General features: G+C 58.4%; 18 protein-coding genes and 1 pseudogene. 9 read left to right on the top strand and 10 right to left on the bottom strand.

What is annotated here, in order from left to right:
• Positions 1-38 precede the first annotated feature (38 nt).
• The 4 genes from AYR66_RS09585 to AYR66_RS09570 all read right to left on the bottom strand — a co-directional run bounded on the left by AYR66_RS09585 (position 39) and on the right by AYR66_RS09570 (position 4,248).
• On the bottom strand, positions 39-965 hold the full coding sequence (locus AYR66_RS09585; RefSeq protein WP_088707308.1) for a LysR family transcriptional regulator: 927 nt from the start codon (positions 963-965) through the stop codon (positions 39-41).
• A 102-nt stretch (positions 966-1,067) separates the two neighbouring features.
• Positions 1,068-2,051: a porin gene (locus AYR66_RS09580; RefSeq protein ID WP_088707307.1), complete on the bottom strand. Its 984-nt coding sequence runs from the start codon at positions 2,049-2,051 to the stop codon at positions 1,068-1,070.
• 29 nt (positions 2,052-2,080) lie between these two features.
• Positions 2,081-3,070 carry a Bug family tripartite tricarboxylate transporter substrate binding protein gene (locus AYR66_RS09575; protein WP_088707306.1) on the bottom strand — a complete coding sequence of 330 codons (990 nt, stop codon included), beginning with the start codon at positions 3,068-3,070 and terminating at the stop codon, positions 2,081-2,083.
• Between the two features lie 35 nt (positions 3,071-3,105).
• Entirely contained in the window at positions 3,106-4,248 is a 1,143-nt protein-coding gene (locus AYR66_RS09570) for a 4-oxalomesaconate tautomerase (protein WP_088707305.1), read from the bottom strand.
• A 94-nt stretch (positions 4,249-4,342) separates the two neighbouring features.
• Here AYR66_RS09570 and AYR66_RS09565 point away from each other — a divergent pair, with 94 nt between their 5' ends.
• Positions 4,343-5,242, top strand: coding sequence for a LysR family transcriptional regulator (locus AYR66_RS09565; RefSeq protein ID WP_088707304.1), 900 nt, complete (start codon positions 4,343-4,345; stop codon positions 5,240-5,242).
• A gap of 295 nt (positions 5,243-5,537) precedes the next feature.
• Positions 5,538-6,005, top strand: a complete 468-nt coding sequence (locus AYR66_RS09560; protein ID WP_088707303.1) for a ComEA family DNA-binding protein — start codon at positions 5,538-5,540, stop codon at positions 6,003-6,005.
• 484 nt (positions 6,006-6,489) lie between these two features.
• Here the strand turns inward: AYR66_RS09560 and AYR66_RS09555 are convergent, their stop codons facing one another.
• On the bottom strand, positions 6,490-7,389 hold the full coding sequence (locus tag AYR66_RS09555; RefSeq protein ID WP_088707302.1) for a GGDEF domain-containing protein: 900 nt from the start codon (positions 7,387-7,389) through the stop codon (positions 6,490-6,492).
• A gap of 218 nt (positions 7,390-7,607) precedes the next feature.
• Between AYR66_RS09555 and AYR66_RS09550 the strand changes: the two genes are divergently transcribed.
• The 3 genes from AYR66_RS09550 to AYR66_RS09545 all read left to right on the top strand — a co-directional run bounded on the left by AYR66_RS09550 (position 7,608) and on the right by AYR66_RS09545 (position 8,713).
• A complete protein-coding gene (locus AYR66_RS09550) occupies positions 7,608-7,799 on the top strand; it encodes a hypothetical protein (protein ID WP_088707301.1) in 192 nt (63 codons plus the stop codon).
• A complete protein-coding gene (locus tag AYR66_RS30570; RefSeq protein ID WP_141104199.1) occupies positions 7,796-7,996 on the top strand; it encodes an ATP-binding protein in 201 nt (66 codons plus the stop codon). The genes AYR66_RS09550 and AYR66_RS30570 overlap by 4 nt, the downstream gene beginning before the upstream one ends.
• A 105-nt stretch (positions 7,997-8,101) precedes the next feature.
• The gene (locus AYR66_RS09545) at positions 8,102-8,713 is read left to right on the top strand and encodes a DUF4337 domain-containing protein (protein WP_088707300.1); all 612 of its coding nucleotides are present in this window, start codon (positions 8,102-8,104) and stop codon (positions 8,711-8,713) included.
• Positions 8,714-9,054: 341 nt separating this feature from the next.
• On the opposite strand, the gene AYR66_RS09540 is transcribed toward AYR66_RS09545, so the two are convergent.
• Positions 9,055-9,501, bottom strand: coding sequence for a hypothetical protein (locus AYR66_RS09540; protein ID WP_141104049.1), 447 nt, complete (start codon positions 9,499-9,501; stop codon positions 9,055-9,057).
• Positions 9,502-9,807: 306 nt separating this feature from the next.
• Here AYR66_RS09540 and AYR66_RS30565 point away from each other — a divergent pair, with 306 nt between their 5' ends.
• On the top strand, positions 9,808-9,951 hold the full coding sequence (locus AYR66_RS30565) for a DUF2127 domain-containing protein (RefSeq protein ID WP_088707298.1): 144 nt from the start codon (positions 9,808-9,810) through the stop codon (positions 9,949-9,951).
• A gap of 117 nt (positions 9,952-10,068) precedes the next feature.
• On the opposite strand, the gene AYR66_RS09530 is transcribed toward AYR66_RS30565, so the two are convergent.
• Complete coding sequence (locus AYR66_RS09530) at positions 10,069-10,251, bottom strand: NADPH-dependent FMN reductase family protein (RefSeq protein ID WP_206047118.1); 183 nt, start codon at positions 10,249-10,251, stop codon at positions 10,069-10,071.
• A 323-nt stretch (positions 10,252-10,574) separates the two neighbouring features.
• Between AYR66_RS09530 and AYR66_RS09525 the strand changes: the two genes are divergently transcribed.
• The 3 genes and pseudogenes from AYR66_RS09525 to AYR66_RS09515 all read left to right on the top strand — a co-directional run.
• The gene (locus AYR66_RS09525; RefSeq protein WP_088707297.1) at positions 10,575-11,843 is read left to right on the top strand and encodes a M20 family metallopeptidase; all 1,269 of its coding nucleotides are present in this window, start codon (positions 10,575-10,577) and stop codon (positions 11,841-11,843) included.
• A 43-nt stretch (positions 11,844-11,886) separates the two neighbouring features.
• Positions 11,887-12,561 carry a trimeric intracellular cation channel family protein gene (locus AYR66_RS09520; RefSeq protein ID WP_170942101.1) on the top strand — a complete coding sequence of 225 codons (675 nt, stop codon included), beginning with the start codon at positions 11,887-11,889 and terminating at the stop codon, positions 12,559-12,561.
• Between the two features lie 128 nt (positions 12,562-12,689).
• Positions 12,690-12,953 (top strand): annotated as a pseudogene (locus tag AYR66_RS09515) (transposase); the annotation flags it as partial.
• A 307-nt stretch (positions 12,954-13,260) separates the two neighbouring features.
• Here the strand turns inward: AYR66_RS09515 and AYR66_RS09510 are convergent.
• The 3 genes from AYR66_RS09510 to AYR66_RS09500 form a co-directional block, all read right to left on the bottom strand.
• Positions 13,261-14,640, bottom strand: coding sequence for a dicarboxylate/amino acid:cation symporter (locus tag AYR66_RS09510; RefSeq protein ID WP_088707296.1), 1,380 nt, complete (start codon positions 14,638-14,640; stop codon positions 13,261-13,263).
• 269 nt (positions 14,641-14,909) lie between these two features.
• On the bottom strand, positions 14,910-16,046 hold the full coding sequence (locus AYR66_RS09505; protein ID WP_088707295.1) for a branched-chain amino acid ABC transporter substrate-binding protein: 1,137 nt from the start codon (positions 16,044-16,046) through the stop codon (positions 14,910-14,912).
• A gap of 41 nt (positions 16,047-16,087) precedes the next feature.
• On the bottom strand, positions 16,088-16,584 hold a 497-nt coding region (locus AYR66_RS09500), incomplete at its 5' end, for an FAD-dependent oxidoreductase (RefSeq protein WP_141104198.1).

The raw sequence follows: 16,584 nt of genomic DNA, 5'->3' as shown, positions 1-16,584 counted from the left end.
GGGCGGTTGCCGGCCAGTACGGTCCTGGAAAGGGGTGTTCAGTTATTGTGAAGAGTAGCGCCGAGCCAGTGCCCGTCCACGACCAGGGAGCGGGCCACCTCGGCCAGTACCACGCGCGCGGCCAGCGCGGCGGGAGAAAGCTCGTCGTCCGACAAGCTGGCCAGAACATTGCGCCGGCGTGCCTCGCGGTCCTTCAGCTGCACCAGCCGGAACAGGTCGCGCGGCAGACGCGCGGTGGCGGACCAAGGCTGGATGGTGGCGCCTGCCCCGGCACGCACTGCATCCATCAGCAGCGCCAGGCCATCGATTTCGGCGGCGACAAATGGCACGCAGCCCGCGCGGGCGAAAGCGTCGGTGACGATCGAACGCAAACCGTGCGTGCCACTCGGCAGGATGATCGGCAGCTTCTTCAACTGGTCCAGCCGAACCGATTTCCCTGTTGGCATGCCGGGCAGACCAGGCACGCCGACAACATAGAGTTGTTCGTCCAGTAGCGGAATGACACTCCAGCGCCGTGCGGCCTGGGTCTCGAACAGGACCGCGAGATCGAGGCGGCGCTCGTTCAACTGCGCAGCGAGATGGCCCGACAGGCTCTCCACGAGATGCAGCCGCACATCGGGATAACGCTGCTGCATGGCCTGCAAAAAGGGCATGCCAAGCACTGCCGCGGTGGACGGCGCAAGGCCGATGCTGACTTGCCCCGTCAGCCGCGCCTGCCGTGCCGCCTGTGCTGCACCGTCAACATGCCGCAGCGCGAGCTGCGCCTGGCGCAGGAATGCCAGGCCGGCATCGGTGGGTATCGTGCCGCGTGAGGTGCGAATCAGCAGCCGGGTCGACAGCTCGCTTTCGAGCTGGCTGATCTGCTGGCTGAGGGCCGACGTGACGACGCCGAATTCCAGCGCGGCGCGCCCCATGCTGCCCAGTTCGACGACCCGAACGAAATAACGTAGTTGGCGTAGCTCCATCGCTCCCCTGCATGCAAGATGAGGCAAAGGCAACAATTGTACGCCCTGGACCTTAGGCACCGTGCCGGGTTCCGGCACGGTTGTCTCCTTGGACGCCGATCCTTAGAACGTATGACGGATGCCGATATCGACTTCGCTGTCGCCGGAACCGAACTTCGTCCGCGTAAACCGCGTATTGCTCAGCTTGGCATATGCGGCATAAAACGCCGTCCGCTTTGACAGCGCATAGTTGTACGCGAGTGCGGACTGGTGGGCATCGAAGCGGTTCGCTGCCGAGCGGTCGTCCTTGCGGATGTAGGTGCCCATCACGGTATGCGCGCCGAACGGCACTTTGACGCCCAGCAGCAGGTCGTGGCTGTCCACGGTGCCCATGCCCTTGTTAATGCCGTAGCCGATACTGCCGGTGGCGACGCCGAAGTCGTAACGGCCGACCAGCAGCGTGTTCTTTGCTTCATCGGTTGCTGTTGCGTTGTCTGTGCGGTTGTAGGCGAGGCGCAGCGTGAGCGGGCCGTTTGCATAACCCGCCGCGAATCCGGTCTGGCGCGAGGCCGACGTGTTGCCGGCCACTTCGCCGAATCGATAGGCGACCTGCGCGTCGAAGCCGCCAATGACGGGCGACGCATACATCACCGTATTGTTCGTCCGCGTGCCGGCCTTCTCGTCCGACATCAGCTGCCCGGAGGCTCCGCCATAGTTGTTGCCAAAGGGATCGGCGATCAGCAGCGTGTTGTAGATCGGGGTGTACTGGCGTCCGAGCGTGACCGTGCCGGCACCACCCTTCAGTCCGACGAAAGCCTGCCGTCCGAACATCAGGCCGCCCTGGTCGAGGCCGCCGGTATCGACCAGCAGCCCTGCTTCGAGCGTGAAGATTGCCGACAAGCCGCCACCGAGGTCTTCCGTCCCGCGGAAGCCCAGCCGGCTTCCGGTCGACACCCCGCTTTCCAGTTTTGTCTCGGACCCGGCGGCGCCGCCGCGGGCAAATACCAGTCCGGTATCAACGATGCCGTAGACCGATACATTGGTTTCCGCATGCGCGCCGATGCACATCGTGCCGAGCAGTGCCGTTGCAAGAATTGTCTTTTTCAAAGCTGTCTCCCTGAGAGTGAGTGTTGAGGCTATTTGTTAGAGCTGAGGTTGGTCGCCTTCGCGACGTCCTGCCAGGTCTTGAGCTCGGTGCTGAGCACGGACTTGAATTCGGCCGGCGTGCCGCGCGACGGTTCGGCGCCTTCGTTCATCAGGCGGGTTTTCAAGGGCTCCTTGGCCGATACCTCGTTCACCACGGCGTTCAGTTTCGCGACGATCGGTTCGGGCGTGCCGGCCGGCGCAAGCAAGCCCCACCAGGTGGTGATGTTGTAGTCAGGGACGCCGGATTCGGCGACGGTGGGTACGTTCGGGAAGATGGACGAGCGCTTGGCGCTGGTCACGGCGAGCAGGTCGAGGTTGCCCGCCTTCACGTACTGCATGACCGCCGGCACTGTCGTAAAGAAGACCTGGACGCGGCCTGCCAGCAGGTCGGTGAGCGCCGGGCCGCTGCCCTTGTATGCGACGTGGGTCATGTTGGCGCCGGTCTTGTACTTGAACAGCTCGCCGGCCAGGTGCAGGACGGTGCCCGGCCCCGACGAACAGAAGTCGAGCCCGTTCGGGGTCTTCTTGCTTGCCTCGATCAATTGCTTGACGTTCTTCGCGCCGGTACTCTTGTGCGCCACCACGACCAGCGGTCCGCGGCCGACCATGGCGATCGGGGCGTAATCCTTGTTCACGTCGTAGGATGGCTTCGGTTCGGTGGCCGCGTGGGTCACGAACGACGAGCTCGCAAACAGCAGGGTGTAGCCGTCGGGATCCGCCTTGGCGGCCTGCTTGGAACCGATCGCGCCGCCCGCGCCGCCGCGGTTGTCAATGATGACGGGACTGCCCAGCTTGTCGGACATCAGTTTTGCCAGCTCTCGCGCAACATTGTCGGTGCCGCCGCCGGCGGCGTACGGCACGATGATCGTGATCGGGCGTTTCGGAGAAGGATAATCCTGCGCCGCTGCAATCAAGGGTATCGCGACGAGTGTCACCGCGGTTGCCTTGCCCAGCATGGAAGTGAATGAGGAACTGGCCATGTTTGTCTCCTGATGAATTTAAGTGTTTGAAATCGTTAGCAGGCAAGCTCGACTTCTTGTTCGCAGCCCCGTTCGTTGTCCGTCTCCAGCCCATCCCAGATGGCGCCAGGCACGTAGACAACGCCTGAAATAAGCAGTCTTGCTGTTCTTACGATGCCGGCGCTTTCGATGACGGGCATGTCCTGGCTATCGCTATTACGCATGTTCACTTTTGCTTCGATCTTGCCGGAAGGATGTTCGATCACGACGGCGCCGGGGTCCGAGGCGTTCATCCTTGAGATACCGGACGCCACGCTGCCGGGAATGTGGCATGCCGCAGCAACACACAACGCTCCCGTGACCGCATGCGCGGCATGGCAGTTCCAGGGCACGAAGTAGCGCGATGTGATCGTGCCGTTTGCTGCTGGCGGGGCCAGCAGGACGATTTTTGGCAGCACCTTGCCGCTGACGTCGCCCATGCCCATCTTTCGCGCCGCCTGGCGGCGGATCGTTTCCAACCGGTTCAGCAGGGCGTAGTCCTTATCCAGCTCCTGTTTAGTCTCGTGACCGGTCTTGCCGACGGCGTGCGCGGCCAGGAATACGATAGGTGTCGAGTAATCCACGCAGGAGACCGGAACGCCATCGATCATGTCGATGGCATTACCGGTAGGCAGCAATTTTCCGGTCTTCGCGCCGGCGGCATCGAGGAAGTTGAGGACAATGCCGGCACCTTTGCCCGGGACACCGTCGATCTGCACGTCGCCGTCATAGGTAATCCTTCCGCCAGGTGTGGAAACCACCGCTTCTACCACCTTGCCCGTATTGACGTTGAAGATCCTGACAGTGGTCACAGGCGATGCCGTTTTCACAAGGCCTTTTTCGATCGCAAACGGTGCCACGCCGGCGAGCATGTTGCCGCAGTTGGGACTGGTGTCCACGACATTGCTGTCCACTCCGACCTGCGCGAACAGGTATTCGACATCGATACCGGGCCGCCGGGAGGGACTCACGATGGCGACCTTGCTGGTCAGGCTGTCTCCACCGCCCAATCCGTCGATCTGGCGCCGGTCCGGCGACCCCATGATGGAAAGCAATACCTGGTCGCGTGCGCGTTCATCAGCGGGAAGATCGGATGCCAGGAAAAACGGGCCTTTGGAAGTGCCGCCCCGCATCACAACACAAGGAATCTGGATTTGCATTTTGCTTCGCCCTGCGATTGAAAGTGATGCAATCTTGCGCCGCCCGGGAGCCGGAGTAAAATGAATTTATATGACCAATTAATGAGTTTTTCGCATGAAAATAGATACGCTTGGCGTGCAGGCCTTCGTCGCCATCGCTGACCATGGCAGCTTCCAGGCAGCGGCGGACAGCCTCTTCCTGTCCCAGACCGGGGTCACGCGGCGCCTCCAGACGCTGGAAGAGTTCCTGGGCGTCAAGCTCATCGAGCGCACTACGCGCACCGTCGCGCTGACCAGCACCGGGCAGGACTTCCTGCCGCAGGCGCGCCGCCTGCTGGGCGAACTGTCGAGTTCATTGATCGAGATACGCGAGACGGGGAAATCGCGTCGCGGCAACGTGACGATCGCTTGCGTGCCGACCGTAGGAGTCCGGTTCCTGCCGAGGATCATCCAGGAATACTCGTCGGCTTTTCCGGACAACCGGATCAAGATCCTCGACCACAGTTCGTCCGGTGTCGGCAATGCAGTCTTGCAGCGTGAAGCCGAATTCGGCATCAACATCGCCGGACCGCATCATGCCGAACTGGAAAGCGTCCCTCTCCTGGAAGACCATTTTGCGTTTGTCTGCCGCGAGGACCACCAGCTGGCAAAACGAAAGGAAATCGACTGGAAGCAACTGGAAAAATATCCGCTGATCCTCCTTGGCCAGTTCAGCGGCAACCGGGCATTGCTGGAACAGGCATTCGGATCGCACAGCCTGAAGCTGCAGTCGCTGTACGAGGTGCAGCGCGTGTCCACTGCACTGGGCCTGGTGGCGGAAGGTGTCGGCGTCGCCGTCCTGCCGCAGCTGTCGATGCAGAAGGACGCCTATCCGCGCATTCGCGTCATTCCGCTGGCGAATCCGCGCATTTCGAGGACACTGGTGCTCTTGTCGAGAAAGACCGCGATCTTTTCGCCGGCGGCAGAAGCATTGTATGAATTGATTCGCAAGGCGGGAGAAGTGAAACCACGATAGCAGGTTTGGCATTGAGAAGTTCTGAGGTTCGCGTGAGGCAAGTCCTGGGGTCGCAGACTTGCATTACACGCGTTTGACTCCTTTTGGCCAAGAGCTGTCGTTGTGCAATCTTCTAGAAATTATTGCTTGTCGACGTCTTGATGGCAACATGTCTCGTGACAGTGGCCGAAAGTGCATAAATATCCTGAGGACCACTACTGTGCGTGCACTGCAGGTTTTGAATTTTTTTCAAAACTGGCCGTCATAGCAATTCGGGCGGTGCTATTGCACCGCTTCTTCAACGAAGGAGGAAACCATGCTGAAACGCCTGCTCTTCATGTTCGCCGCTCTCTGGATGTCGGTAGGTTTGGCCTTTGCGCAAGTCGATGTGAACACGGCTGACGCCTCCGCGCTGGACAGCATCAAGGGCATCGGCCCAAAGATCTCTAAAACCATCGTTGACGAACGCAATAAGAATGGCAAGTTCAAGGACTGGAACGACTTCGAAAGCCGGGTCAAAGGCATCGGAGACAAGAGCGCCACGAAGATGTCCGAAGCGGGGCTGACGATTGACGGCAAGTCCAAGCCTGGCACCACGACTGCATCAAAACAGCCGAAAACGAGCGCATCCAGCGCAGCGGCGACGTCTTCCTCTTCTCCCAGTGGTAACAAAGCAGCCAGGTCCAGCGGCGCGAGCATGGGCAGTGATGGCTCTGCTGCGAGTGGCAAGGGCGGCTCAAGAACAGACAAGAAGTCGCAGTCGGGCGCTTCCCCTGCCCAATAAAACGCGATGCGCACGAGTCCATCCGCGCGGCTATCCTACTATTCTTAACGACTAGTCCGAGCGACGTCTAGAGTTATCTCGTGCGCCCCAGTCTTGTTTTCGTTCACCTTGATCGCAATGCCATTTTATTTTACAAGCCTGTGCCGTACGTTGAAAACGCTGCAATGTTGACGCGCTGAAAGCCTCGATCCGTATGAATGGCGGCTTTCGGAACGGGGGACAGGCTGTCTCGGGTGAACCGAAGCAGTCGGCCAGGAGACGGTCCATGCGAACCAAATCTGTAAATTGACGGTCACGGGCGGAGTGTATTGACGGAGTTCGATGAAAATATGCGCCCCCGGGACGCTCATCGACGACAGCAATAGATAAGAAGTCATGTTTGGCGTCAGTCACCGCGGGTGTATCCGGCATCGACATAGAGGGCGGTGTCGCGGATTCGCGTTCGTCGCTGCTTAATCAGTGTGAGACTGCGTTATCCGACGTTTCATGTTTCATGCTTCTCGCCAGGCAACGCTCCATACGAAAAGGTGGCCATGCGCACGCCATCCTTGCCGTTTCCTTTGATTTCATACATCAGGCTATCAGCAAAGTGGATCAATTCTTCGCATGTGGCGAGACGAGTTCCGTCATAGTGCACAGCACCGATGCTGAAACTAATTACATGGAATGCTGCTTCCTTTTGCAGCTCGGCGTCGAGCGCATGTTTGACGCGTTGGACGTGCCGGCCAAGGCTTTGGGGGGCGTGTGTGAAAACGATGCCGAATTCGTCGCCGCCTAGTCTTGCCACCATATCGTCGCCGCGCAGCGTCGCCTGGATGACTTGTATGGTGCGGCACAATAGGCGGTCGCCGGCCCTATGGCCGAACATGTCATTGAGTGTCTTGAAATTGTCGACATCGATATACGCCAGACTGAACGGCTCATGGTAACGATGCGTATGCCTAAGCGCGGCTTCGACACGTGCGACGAAAGCGCGACGATTAGCCGAGCCCGTCAATGGGTCGGTCAGCGATTGGGATTCGACGCGCGCAAGGACCTGATAGAGACGGTCCAGCAGTTGGTTCTTGAACTGGATCGCCCCGTCAACGATGAGAAAAGTTGCGGCGGTATTTAAGTACAGCAAGGGACGAAAGCCGTGAAGCGCAAACTCGGGCGAGTCGATATGGAAGAACGCTGCCAGCAACGCAAACCCTGTTGCAAACCTGCCACCGATGTAGTTCGAGCTCCAGACAACGCATAACACGTACAGTATGAACACCGGCAACATTCCGGTATCGTAGTCGAACACCACCGTAATACCGAGGAAACAACACGCAAGGATGATCCGGTCCAGCGGGCTGAACGAAATAAACCACTTCCCCATCTTTTCCAGAAGCGCTGTCATTTCCAGTTGTCGCGGCTAACGCATCATACTTGCAGCGATTACCTGCCGCGACACAATATGACAAAATCAAAAACCGGTCGTTCCCCGGACTGCTTAAGCGGCATAGCTGCAAGCCGAACAGTGCGTGCTTTTCACGTCGCAATTGCCGCACTCGGGCAACGACAATCACCCCCTCCATATCTTCAAGACCGGACCCACAGAATATAGCGCAGTGAAATATGAAACTGCCGGTCCTGTCGGCCGCGCACGCCGAAGTCCGGTGCGTTGAATCCCATGATGACATCGATGCTGGTCAGCTCCAGGACTACTCGTTCGCCTTTCTCCAAATGGATTTCGTCGGCCCTCTAGTCGAATCGACGGGCAACTACCTTGATGACGCGTTCGCTCGGTTGCGCGTCAATCAGGACTGAGAACAGGCGTTCCAGAAAATGCGCATAAGCGCATCTTCGATCGCTTTTACCGCCCCGCCGGCAGTGTTTATACTGGATTCCGACTCGGCCTGGCGAGTGTCAACGAAGTTGCAGGCCGGCATGGAGCAATCATTGCGTTGCGTGCTGCATCCTCCGGCGGCGCCTGCATACGCGTCTGTTTCAGACCAGCCCAGTAGAGGCTAATTCGCGCGCGCCAGGGTGGTTATCGAACAAGGACCCCAACGTGACGCAACTTGTGTTGTTCAGTAGGATTTCTGAGTTTCATTGCATTGGGAAGAGAAATGGAAGTTGATCTATTAGATGCTGTTGAGCAAGCGAATGAACACAGCATCACACAGGCTGCGGAAGATCGTGCGGCGTCGAAGTTGAATACAAAAGTAGCGATTACCGTGTCGATTCTTGCGACTTTCATGGGCGTGTGCAAAGTCAAGGACGACAACATCGTGCAGTCGATGCAGCAGGCCCAGGCAAACAAGATCGATCATTGGGCGTTCTATCAGGCGCGCAACATACGCGAGGAAATCGCGAAAGCAACCGTGGTGCAGTTGGAACTTTCCGCCGCAAACGCGCCCAACAGATCTGGCTACGACCAAGCAATCGCGCGTTACCAGCAGCTTGCCGAGGAACAGGGCCGGAAGAAGGATGAATTGAAGCTATTGGCGGACCAGGATCAGAAGGCGTACGACGACGCCAACTTTCGCGATGACCAGTTCGACCTGTCCGATGCTTTGTTAGCGATTGCCATTTCGCTCTTGGCAGTGACATCGCTCACACGGAAACGCTGGTTGTTTGTCGTTGCGATGGTGCCGACCGGATTCGGGATTTTGATGGGCCTGGCCGGTTTATTAGGCTGGCCGATTCATCCAACGGTACTGATTCGTTTATTGTCTTAGGTAAGCACGTGACCAACCGAACTTTGTCGCTCCTTCTTTGGTTTGACTGCCACCATCTTTGCAGCTAAACCAGGTGGGCGGTCAAATCAGCAGCGCCAAGCTCGCGTAGAGGCGGTCGGCCAGTGGGTTGGTTACTACGGCTGTAGGATTGCGTCGTGCTCAACTGTGGCAGCGCCAATTCCGCCTTGCGGCTTCCCAGATACAGCACAAACGCGTGGATGAGCAGCGACGAGCCGACCGCAACCAGCGCTGATCGGGTCACGTATGTTGGTTTGCATTCTCAGTCGTGCCCGTGGAATCATCATGTTGCGTACGAAATTCAGACTGCGGTAGCGCTATCGCTATTTGGCCGCTCCCTTCTTCAAAATATCGGTAGCGTCGCTGCCTTTGTAACGTAATTGCAGATGATCGAATTTTGCCGGAACGAGCAGGGTGTCCCCGTTCATCGTGAAATAAAATGGCACCTCGTGCCCATCGGCGTCCAAGGAAACGACTTCCGGTACCGGCATGGCCTTCTTCAAACGAATGAGCACATCCTCATTGCTTTCTTTTACCTCCAGCGGATATAGAGCGCTGTCCGGATTTCCCTTTATGACATAAGACGCGCTGATATGATATCTGACGGCCTTATCGCAGGCGGTGACCAGCAGCAGCGCGACAGCGCCGACGAGCAATGTATTGAAGTGCTTCAATGTTCTTTCCTTTTTTGTGAAAAGAGGTAGCGCTGCGCGTAACGTAAAGCCACGGCCCCACGCAGAAAGCCCCCATGATTCGCGGAAGTCACCCATGTAGCTCAGGCAAGCAGCGTTCGGACATTTCGATCGACGTAAGAGCGAGGAGCAAGCCGTGGACCGCATCGCCGCCGGGCAGACCAATTTTTCCCATCGCATACGCATTGTCGCACTCTTCGAGACGGCGCAATACACTGCCGTATTGTTGTCGGGAGGCGGCCAATTATCGCTCGTGCACCGCGACGTCGACCAGGTTGGCGACCAACTGGTGTGGCACCCGCATCTTAATCCGGCCGGCCGCTGCACATACTTCGCGATTTGTCAGCCGAAATTTCCAATACGCAGCTGTGGCCGCGTGCCTAGATGGCGACTGGGTATGCCAGCATGCACTTCTGCGAGGAAAAAGGTTTATGGCGCCAGCGTCGCTGGTCGGAATGGCTCGCCGTATCTATCGGCGGCATCCGAGTACCTTTCGAACTGTACATATTATTTTCAGCACCATCCTGAATCAGGCTGGCAACGCTTGTTACCAATCTCGGCATCGTCGCGTACATGGCGTATGTGCTGCTGCAGGCGCAACAATTCCGTCTCGGCGATCAGCTTGCCGCGCAAGGCGCCGCTTGCCTACAGTCCGCCGGCCTGGTCGACCTTGAAATGGGCCGCTTTAGCAACGTCTGCCTGCACCGTTTCAGGCACCCGCTTGACTTCGACCGTGGCGCGGGCCGAACGTGCTCCTTCGGCGACTACCTGCGCCATGGTCTCAATACGGCCGTAGCCTGAGTAATACAGGAGGAAAGCTTGTGACATGACGATCTCCAATTGTGGATATTGTTTTGCGATGGTCTGTACTGCGGTAGCGCCGCGCATTCGCGACAAAAGCCAGCTCGTTAAAGCACAGGCGTTAAAAAGTGCTCCACAATAAATTTAATTGTTTCAAGTTCAGATACGTCACTGATGACGCGCCAGAACCCGAAAGCCAGGTCAGTTGCACGTGTTTTAGAGCAGGCCCAGCTGTTTTCATAGCAAATGCTAGACTGTCTGGAGACGAACGGTAGTCAGAACACGTTTGAACTGCCCGCCTGCATGGCGAACGAATGTTGCATCAAATCAAGATGCACCGGAGGCGGCTTATGAATACGGCTACATCTGATCCTTCAAGTACGCTCCTTGAGAATCTTCCCAGCCTGTTGCCGAAGCTCGAGGCACTTTACAAGGATGTCCATGCTCATCCGGAGCTGTCGATGCAGGAGAACCGCACGGCGGCTCTCGTGGCAAGGCATCTCTTGGACTATGCTTACGAAGTGACCACTGAAGTGGGCAAGACGGGTGTCATCGGCCTGCTACGCAATGGTGAAGGCCACACGGTCATGCTGCGTGCCGACATGGATGCGCTCCCCGTTCGGGAAGCGAGCGGCGTCGACTATGCGAGCACCGTTATGGCTACCGATGCTGCTGGAAATACCGTGCCGGTCGCGCATGCGTGCGGCCATGACATGCATGTGGCATGGCTAATGGGGGCAGCTTCGCTATTCTCGCAGCGGCGCGAGGCCTGGCGCGGCACGTTAATGGTGGTTTTTCAGCCAGGAGAAGAAACCGCGCAAGGTGCCCGGGCCATGATCGAGGACGGTCTATTTACACGCTTTCCCAAGCCAGATGTCGTACTCGGCCAGCATGTCATGGTCGGCCCCGCCGGCACTGTCGCGGGCAGTGCAGGGCCGATCACATCAGCCGCCGATAGTCTGCAAATCCGCCTGTTCGGGCGCGGTGCGCATGGCTCGATGCCACAAGCCAGCGTCGATCCGGTGGTGATGGCCGCAGCGATCGTCTTGCGACTGCAAACCATCGTTTCCCGGGAAGTGGCCGCCACCGACGCTGCTGTAGTTACCGTCGGGGTGTTGCAGGCTGGTACCAAGGAGAACGTGATTCCGGACGAGGCCATCATCAAGCTGAACATCCGGACGTTCGATGAGGGGGTGCGCAAGCATGTGCTTGCAGCGATAGAACGGATCGTCAACGCCGAGGCGCAGGCTTCCGGCGCACCGCGAGCGCCGGAGATCACCCCGCTGGATCGCTATCCCCTCAACGTCAACGACAAGCAGGCAAGCGACCGCATTGCGGAGGCCCTACGTCGCCATTTTACGCCCGACCGCGTCCGGCACACCGGGCCAGCGCCGGCGAGCGAGGATTTCGGCTGCTTCGGAAGCGAATGGAACGCACCGTCGGTATACTGGTTTGTCGGTGGGACCGATCCCGACATCTATGCAAAAGCCAAGGCAGCGGGACGGATCAACGACCTGCCGGTCAATCACAGCCCCTTTTTCGCCCCCGTCATACATCCAACCCTGCAGACGGGCGTAGAGGCCATGGTCGCGGGTGCGTTGGCCTGGCTGGCTAAATGAAGAACCAATCAAACGTTTCACCGTCGGAGCAGGACAGTTTCCGATGCCACTGATCCCCGTTCTCGAACAGCAGGTGATTCACGACCTTCTGCTGGTTCTCGACCTAGCTGGCACCTTTGTCTTCGCAATCAGCGGCGCGATGTTGGGCGTACGCCGCAATCTCGATATCTTCGGAATTCTGGTCCTGTCCTTCGCGGCCTCGAGTGCGGGCGGTATCACACGCGATCTATTGATCGGCGCCGTCCCGCCCGCCGCGATCAGTGACTGGCGTTATCTTGCGGTTGCTCTTGCCGCCGGGTTGATGGCTTTTTTCTGGTCTTCACTCATCGTGCGCCTGCGCACTGCAATATTGATATTCGATGCGGCAGGTCTTGCGCTCTTTGCCGTCGCTGGCACGCAGAAGGCGTTAGCCTACGGACTGAATCCGTTAATGGCAGCGCTGCTGGGCATGCTGACCGGCATCGGCGGAGGCATTTTGCGCGATTTGCTCGTAACTCAGACTCCCGCAGTGCTTCGGAGCGATCTCTACGCCCTCGCAGCACTTGCTGGTGCAGTGCTCGTTGTCGTCGGACATGCACTGATTTGGCCAATAGTCCCGACTGCTATTGCTGGAGCTGTTACCTGCTTCGGACTTCGACTGATGGCGATTCGGCATGGCTGGAATCTCCCTGTCGCCCGGCCAATCGAACGTGGGGACGTGAGGAGCGAGGGTGAATGACGGCCGTGGCACATCCGTAGCCAGCCGGTGAAGGCAAGAGTAGTGGATGCCTACGCTGCGAAGATACGGACTGACGCCCTAGGCTAATTCGCAGCCAGGCAGTGTTCCAGGAAATTTCGCTTGGGAGAGCGGTGGCCATGGACATGAACACGGCCTTCGACCTGGAAGTGCAACAGCATTGTCCCAAGGCGCGCGTGGTGTACGACCTGTTTCATGCGATTGCCAAATATGGCCGCGATGTGATCGACCGGGTGCGGGCCGATGAAGCCAATCGGCTCAGGCAAGACCGGCCGCAACGCGAGGTCATCAAGCAGGCGCGCTGGTTACTGCTGCGTAATAAGGAGAATCTGCAAGCCGATGGCAAGGCCTGTTTGCAAGACTTGTTAATTGCGTTCAGGCGTGTGCAAGTCCGCGGTGATAGCGCAAGAAACGGCGCGCAATCATTTTTTCCTGCACACGCTGGGCATGCGAAGAAAGATGCTGCTCAGCCTGCGAAGGCAATGCAGCCTTTTCCTTCATCGAGAAATAGCAACGCAGGCCGACGCTGGCGATAGCGATGCCGAGGGAAAGAAATCCGAGGTATTCCATGGTGTTCTCCAAATCATTGATCCATTGGAGACCAGAATACGGAATGTTGCGCGGCAGCGCCAATTCAAAGGCGGGATACCGGCCATTTCCCCGGTGAATATCTCTACCCGGCTAACTCAGCTTTTCGGACGACACGCCCTGCCCGACGATGACCGGCTTTCGCGAAGTCAGCGTATCAGGCATGTGCTGCTCGACGGTATTGAGGACAGCTTCCGGCTCTTCCGCTTCTTGCTCTGATTCGGAACCGAGAATCCGTTGCATGCGTGCGCTGTCGATATCTCCGGTCCACTTCGCGACGACCACCGTCGCGACACCGTTACCGATCAGGTTGGTCAACGCCCGCGCTTCCGACATGAAGCGGTCAATGCCGAGGATCAGGGCCAGTCCGGCCACCGGTACGCCGCCCACCGCCGACAAGGTTGCCGCCAGCACGATGAAGCCGCTTCCCGTGACGCCGGCGGCGCCCTTCGACGTCAGCAACAGTACCGCCAGCAAGGTCACCTGCTGGCCGATGGTCATCGGTGTGTTCGTCGCCTGTGCAATGAATACCGCTGCCATGGTCAGGTAGATCGATGTGCCATCCAGGTTGAAGGAATAGCCGGTCGGAATCACAAGCCCGACCACTGATTTTTTGACGCCCAGGTTTTCCATCTTGGCCATCATGCGCGGCAGCACCGATTCCGACGAGGACGTGCCCAGCACGATGAGCAATTCTTCCTTGATGTACTTGATGAATTGCCATATCCCGAAGCCATGCAGGCGCGCAATCGTGCCCAGCACGACGAAGATGAAAACCAGGCAGGTGAGGTAGAAGGTGCCCATCAGCTTGCCAAGCGATACCAGCGAGCCAAGTCCGTACTTGCCGATAGTGAACGCCATTGCGCCGAAGGCACCGATCGGCGCCACCTTCATGATCTGGCCGACAATGGAAAACAGCACATGCGAGGTCTTTTCGATGAAATCGAATACCAGTGTCCCCCGTCCCCCGAAGCGATGCAGCGCAAAGCCGAACAGCACCGCAAAAAACAGCACCTGAAGAATTTCTCCCTTGGCAAAGGCATCGACTACCGTGCTGGGAATGATGTTGAGCAGGAAATCCGTGGTGGACTGCATCTTGCCCGGGCCGGTGTACGCGGCGATTCCCTTGGTGTCGAGTGCTTTCGGATCGGCATTCATGCCGGCGCCGGGTTGTACCAGGTTGACGATGACGAGGCCGACAATCAGCGCGATGGTGCTGACGATCTCGAAGTACAGCAAGGCGAGGCCACCGGTCTTGCCGACCTTTTTCATGTCTTCCATGCCCGCGATGCCCACTACCACGGTGCAGAAAATGATCGGCGCGATGATCATCTTGATCAGTTTGATGAAGGCATCGCCAAGCGGCTTCATCGCGGCGCCTGTCTCAGGGTAAAAATGTCCGAGCAGCACCCCGATAAGAATTGCCACCACGACCTGGAAATAGAGCGACTTGTAGATGGGCTTCTTTTCCATGTTGCGTCTCCGTTCTGGCGGGATGGTTATCGGCGTCTTTAGAGGCAATGACACTGAGGCAGAGCAAGGCGGCTCGCTCAGTTCATGCTAGGTGACGGGATCGGGAAGAGATTGAGAAAGTACAAACGCGGCTGATTGCGTTTGCCTGGAGTTCGCTTTTTGGCGCGTCGAGAAATCGCGCACCGATGACAGCAAAGAGGATCTTGAAATGCGCCGGCGCCAGGACGGCGCCGGGTTCACATCGTGGAGATGTTAATCAGAAGGAAGCTTTATCTCACAACGGCGATCTGGTCGCGCTTGCCACCCTTGAAGGTGTACAAGGTCAGCGTGCCGTTCTTCAAGTCGCCCCTGGCATCGAACGCGATGTCGCCGATCACGCCCTTGTACTTCGTCTTCGCCAGTTCCGGCAGGTATTTCGCGGGCTCCGCCGAGCCGGCCTTCTTCATCGCTTCGACCAGGACCATCACTGCGTCGTAGGTGTACGGCGAATAGAGCTTCACTTCGGTGTCGAACTTCTTCTTGAACGCAGCACGGAATTCTTCCATGCCCTTCTTCTGCGCTTCTTCGACACCACCTGCCTCGGCGCAAACCACTTGGCCGTCGGCCAGTGCGTCGCCGGCCAGCTTGGCCAGCTGTTCGGAGCAGATGCCGTCGCCGCCGATGAACCTGACGTTGATGCCAAGCGCCTTCATCTGGCGCAGCATCGGTCCCGCCACCGGGTCCGTGCCGCCGAAGAAGATGGTGTCCGGCTTCTTGGCCTTGACCGCGGTCAGTATTGCGTTGAAGTCAGTGGCCTTGTCGCTGGTGTACTGCTGCGTGACGATTTCCACGCCCCTGGCCTTGACGTTCTTGATGAATTCCTGGGCCAGCCCCTGGCCGTAGGCGGTGCGGTCGTCAATGACGGCCACCTTTTTTGCCTTGAGCTGCTCGGCTGCATAGCGGCCCAGCGCGCCGCCCAGTTGGATGTCGTTGGCCACCACGCGGAAGGTGGTGTTGAAACCTTGCTGCGTGTACTTGGGGTTGGTCGCGGACGGGGAAATCTGCGGAATACCGGCGTCGTGATAGATCTTCGATGCCGGGATGGTGGTGCCGGAGTTGATGTGGCCGACCACGCCGTTGACCTTGGCATCGACCAGCTTCTGCGCGGCCGCGGTCCCTTGCTTCGGATCAGCGGCGTCGTCTTCGGCCAGCAGTTCGAACTTGACCTTCTTGCCGCCGATGGTCACGCCCTTGGCATTGAGTTCGTCGATCGCCATGCGGGCGCCGTTTTCATTGTCCTTGCCCAGGTGGGCGATACCGCCGGAGATAGGGCCGACGTGGCCGATCTTGACCACTTCCTGTGCGGAGGCGACGGAGGCGAAAGCCATCGCCGCGCCCAGCACGATCATTTTTTTCTGGAACTGCATGTTGAATACTCCTGAATCTGGTTCTGTCAAAAAAAGAAAATTTAGGCGCTCTTGAATTGCATCGGAGCGTAAGTCCGTGCATCGGAGGCGCCCTTGATGACACCCGCAATCATGTCCGCGGTTACTGCCGACAGCGTCCAGCCGAGATGACCATGTCCCGTGTTGTAGAACACGTTTTCGCACCTGCCGCGCCCGACGCGCGGCATCATGTTCGGCATCATCGGACGCAACCCCGCCCAGGGCACTACCTGCCTGGTATTCACATCGGGGAAGCACTGGTTGACCCAATCGATCAATGGGCGGATGCGGTCGGCACGGATGTCTTTGTTATAGCCGTTGAATTCGGCGGTACCGGCGACGCGGAACCGGTCGACACCAAGGCGGCTTGTGACCAGCTTGGTTTCGTCATCGAGCAGGCTCACCGTGGGTGCGGCTGCCTGGCTCTTTTGATCCAACAGGTTGACTGTGATTGAATAGCCCTTGACGGGGTAAATGTTGACGCGGTCTCCGAGCTGCGCGGCGAATGCTCGGCTTCCGA

The organism is Noviherbaspirillum denitrificans, assembly GCF_002211445.1.
Classification (GTDB): domain Bacteria; phylum Pseudomonadota; class Gammaproteobacteria; order Burkholderiales; family Burkholderiaceae_D; genus Noviherbaspirillum; species Noviherbaspirillum denitrificans.
This window is presented reverse-complemented; position numbering and strand designations above follow the sequence as displayed.